Annotated in this window: 3 protein-coding genes; all 3 read right to left on the minus strand. The window is 60.4% G+C overall.

Annotated features, from left to right (window positions below; translation table 11 throughout):
* Positions 1-198 precede the first annotated feature (198 nt).
* Complete coding sequence (locus RTS12_RS20180; RefSeq protein WP_312531859.1) at positions 199-981, minus strand: hypothetical protein; 783 nt, start codon at positions 979-981, stop codon at positions 199-201.
* Positions 982-1,077: 96 nt separating this feature from the next.
* Positions 1,078-1,875: a hypothetical protein gene (locus RTS12_RS20185; protein WP_312531861.1), complete on the minus strand. Its 798-nt coding sequence runs from the start codon at positions 1,873-1,875 to the stop codon at positions 1,078-1,080.
* A gap of 2 nt (positions 1,876-1,877) precedes the next feature.
* Positions 1,878-4,231: hypothetical protein (locus tag RTS12_RS20190; RefSeq protein ID WP_312531863.1), on the minus strand; the 2,354-nt coding region annotated here is incomplete at its 5' end.

Below are 4,231 nucleotides of genomic sequence, written 5' to 3' on the forward strand. Positions count from 1 at the left end.
AGAGCGGTGACCTTGATCACCAGCGCATTCGTCGCCCCGCCAAGGCCGCCCCAGAGCGCGGCACTCAACACAGGAATCGCGACGATGGCAGCCTTGATCGAGGCCCAGATCGGTGTCGGATCGTCTGTCATTGCGCCTCCTGCGCATGAGAAAACCCCGCGCGAGGCGGGGCTGAGCATTGAGAAAAAGGCTGAGAAACTAGCGCCCTAGCCCAAACGCTCGGCCTGCAGCCCAGTAGTGCTCGCGATACATCTCAAGGGAGTGGATCACATGATGGTCTCGCCTAATCGGGAGGTAGGCAATGTCGATTGCAACTGGCTGAGCGACCTGCCCACTATCGTCCCGCCGGGCCAGAAAATCGTTCACATCCACATAGCCATATCCGCGCTCATCCGCAAAAGCTTTGGCGCGGGCGTTGAATTCCATATGCAGTTCATCCTGCGCCGCCTCGCCCAAGAAGAATTTTTTTGTGCGGCGCACTACGTCATCTAGCGCATCTGGGGCATGACGATCAGACAATATCTTGCCTATGTATCGGGCTGCGAATGCACGGTCATTGTACGCTGTCAGGTTGACGCCTTTGATAGCGCACTGAGGCTTTGACAAGTCAACCTCGGAGAAAAACTTATGCATCATTGCCATGAGGTAATCGACCAACCCGGAGGGAGACATTTTCTCACCTTTGATGACGAGCCGGTTATAATAGCCAATCTCTAGATCCACCTGCCCGAAGGCCAACAGAAGATGAGATGCGCCAGCGGCGATCGGACGGATAATGTCCCGCGTTCGGAGGGTCCCCTCCTCACCGCGCAAGCCGACAAGCGAGGCACTGGGGATGACCCTGGCTCTTACCTTGTAAGGTAAGGGCCAAGGCAGCCCGCAGCGTCGAGCCGTCAATTGATCTGGCAGGTTGAAATAAGCGGTATGAGAATCTCCAACCACATTAATGATTGGTGCAACCTCGGCTTGCGTCTCTGTCATTGTGTCCTGCACTCCCTTCGGGCCATCCTAGAATTAACCATCAGTTGTGCATCGGCAATGCTATTAACCCCCTCCATGTTAGTGATCCTGCGCTGGCTAGAATGTCCCAGGCACTGCTCCGGGATGCATGTCGCGAATAGCGCGGTAGGCCTGCGCCACCTCGGCATCCGTCAGTGCCCGGCCATAAACCACCGCTGCACCAAGGAGGCCATCATATGAACCTGAGGACGCCGTGCCTGCCGCATTTGGCCTTCCGCCGAGATAGAGCAGCGTTGGGCCGTCGGGGGCTGGCATCGCGCCCGCGAACTCCGTCTTGCCCCCGTCCTTGAACACCGACACGGCGTCAGGGGTCGCGCGATAGATGAGCGTGCTGTATTTGCCGAGGTTGATCGTCCCCGCCCCTGTCCCAAGCTGTGGTGTAACCGGGATGGTCGTGCTTTTAACAGCCGCATGGCCGCCGGTCGCTGTCGTGCGCCACGAGATCTCGTAACTGCCCGACTCCAGCGCAGCATAGGCCTTGAGGTGGTAGTTCGTTGTCAGATCCGCTGTGGATGGTCGCAACAGTAAGATCGCTGTCCAGCCCCAGAACGACGCGACAGGAATGCCGCGCAGCAAGGCGTTATTGGCCGCAGCAAATCTTAGCGCGCTCTCATCCAGCATGGCGTCATGCTCAACAAAGGAGGGGCGTCCGGTCAGGAGGGGGAGCAAGTCAATATCGCCATACTGAGACGCAATCGACGATACTCCCCCACTGTCGCGCACAACATAATCCGCGTCTGGGGCCCAGACACCGACGAGATCCGGGATGCCCGCCAGCTCAAGGATCGGATCGTAGATGGGCAGATCATCGCCGCTCGGGCGGACAATGCCGGTGATCGGCAGGCCAGTAGCCATGGTTATACCTCTTGTGTGATGGTGATGGGGAGGCAGAACTGGGCGCACCAGTTTTCACCGCCGTAGGTCTGCCCGATCAAAGACGGGAGGTTCTCGATGGGATCGAGGTGATCGGCGGGGTACTCCCAGCCATGATCATGCCGCCATGGGTCGCTATCGCAGAGCTGGCCTTTGCCATTGTGCGTGGTGCGGTCGCCATACCAGAGCAACGCGCCCTCGGGAGCTGCCGTCGCCAGCTCGATCTGGACAATGGTGTCGGCGACAATCTGGACCGAGGTGATCCCAATCGCCGCGGCACCGCCGGTGACTCGGAACCCCTTGTCGACAAAATCGACCACCGTGCCCTGATCATAAGCCGTGCCCCATTGGAGCGGTGGCACTGGCACCAGAAAGTCGATGGTGATCTTGCGACCGGATGCGGTCACCTGACGCGGGCGCAGCGAGTGCCAGCCGCGCTTGTGTACCTGCGTGATCGTCGCCACTTTGCCGATCTGGCAACCATGCCAGCGATAGCTGTTGGCCATGATATGCGCGGGCGGGCTGGGATACTGGTAATAGGGGCCCACCAGATAGACCCCATCGATCTCGGCTTCGGCCTGCAAAAACGCCATCTGGATGCCAAGATTGGCGGCATCATTGGTGTAGCGCCCACCGGGCGGGGTCAGGTACACCAAGGGCGGCTCCGCTTGCCCGGTCGTCGCCATGTAATCGGCACGCTTGTCAGCAATCAGTTGAGACAATGCCGCAAAATAATCAGCTTGGGTCGCTGATGCGTTGTTTTCGCCCTGCGACCAAGAGAAAGCGGCGACGATAGCACTGCGCCCCTCGCCATCCGCAATCGCCTTGATTTTCTGGACGCAGACCTGACCCCGAAGATAATAGCCCTGCGACGCGCCCTTCTGGTGCTGGGCAATGGTCGTGTTGCCCGGTCCCATCGCATTGCCGACAAAGCGTCGATCCGGCAGATCATCAGCAAAGACCTGCGCCGCCATCCTTGCCTTGAGGGTCCGGAGCCAGCCCGAGATATAGGTCTCGCCCATATAGGCCACCGTGTCATCTGTGATGACCGTGCCATCGAGGCCCGTCACCCCCTGTCGCCCCTCAACCAGAGGGTGCAACACGTCCCCACCAATCGAGGTCCAGCCTGCCTCGGACGGCGCTGCCGAGCGCACCTGCTCTCCCAGCATCAGGCAGGACAAGGCGGTGGCTGTGCTGAGCGTACCGCGCGCCTCGGAGCCGTTGGAAAATGACTGCCCCTCGCTCAGGAAGATGATGTAATCGGCAGACAGGGCTGGGCCATTCGGGACGCGCTGTTTGATCTGGGCAGAAGCGCCTTTATTGATAGCATCGCGATCTGCAAGAGACAGCGACGACCCGGCAACATTGCTTGCGATGGCGAGCTTGCCCCAAGCCGAATAGACCCCATCATCTTGCAGCCACAGCAGCCCTGCACCATCCTCGCGACGATGCGCGATGCCGCGTCCGAGGCCACGGCGCTGCCGATCACCCATCATGCGCGGCAGATCACCCCAAACGCTGTCGATCGTATGCTCTGAGAGATCCGCGACGAGCGCCCCCTCTGCATCATAGCCCGACAGTGCCGCCCCGCGCCGATCCTCTGCCAGGACGCGGCGGCCACGGCGGCGGCCGATCTGTTTCGCCACGGGGGCGATGGCGGTCGCGATTGCTTCCGTGCGGTCCACAACTTCAGCCTGGATTGCATCCGCTCGCGCGGCTGCCTCAAAGGCCACCTGATCCAGCACGTCCTTAAGCGCCACATCACCAAACGCCATGCGCCATTGAGCACCATGACGTCGAAAGGCATAGAAACGGCCGGTCTTGACCGTGATTTCCGCGTTCAGCAGTTGCCCGCCTTCCTGACGCAGCGGCGTGGTGTCAGTACCGATCGTCAAATCAACGGAATCCGTCGAGGTGATCGTACTGACAAACCCAATGATCAGCCCATTAGGGATCCCCGTACCGAGGATCGGCGCAAGAGCCGCCGGAAACTCCGCCGTGATCGCATTGCCCTCGCCAGTGACATTGGTCAGCGTGATCACGCCAGCATTGCGCAGGACGGCGGTCACGTCGGCATCCTCCGCCTTGCCATCCAGCTGCGTCAGGATGCTCTGCAGCGCGGACGGATCACCAAGGCTCTGCGCAATAGATACCAGCAAATCCCGGAGATCAGCCTTGTCGAGATGGTGAATGCCCGAGCGCGGGTCCCCGCCCGAGGAGAGCGGATGCCCGACCGGCGGATTGGGCAGCCCATCGCCGGTGTAGCGTTGGAAACTGCGCAAAACGCGCTGGATATCATCAAGCAAAGGCATGCTTACCTCACGTAAAAAAGCCCGCG

Source organism: Paracoccus sp. (in: a-proteobacteria), assembly GCF_032007265.1.
Classification (GTDB): domain Bacteria; phylum Pseudomonadota; class Alphaproteobacteria; order Rhodobacterales; family Rhodobacteraceae; genus Paracoccus.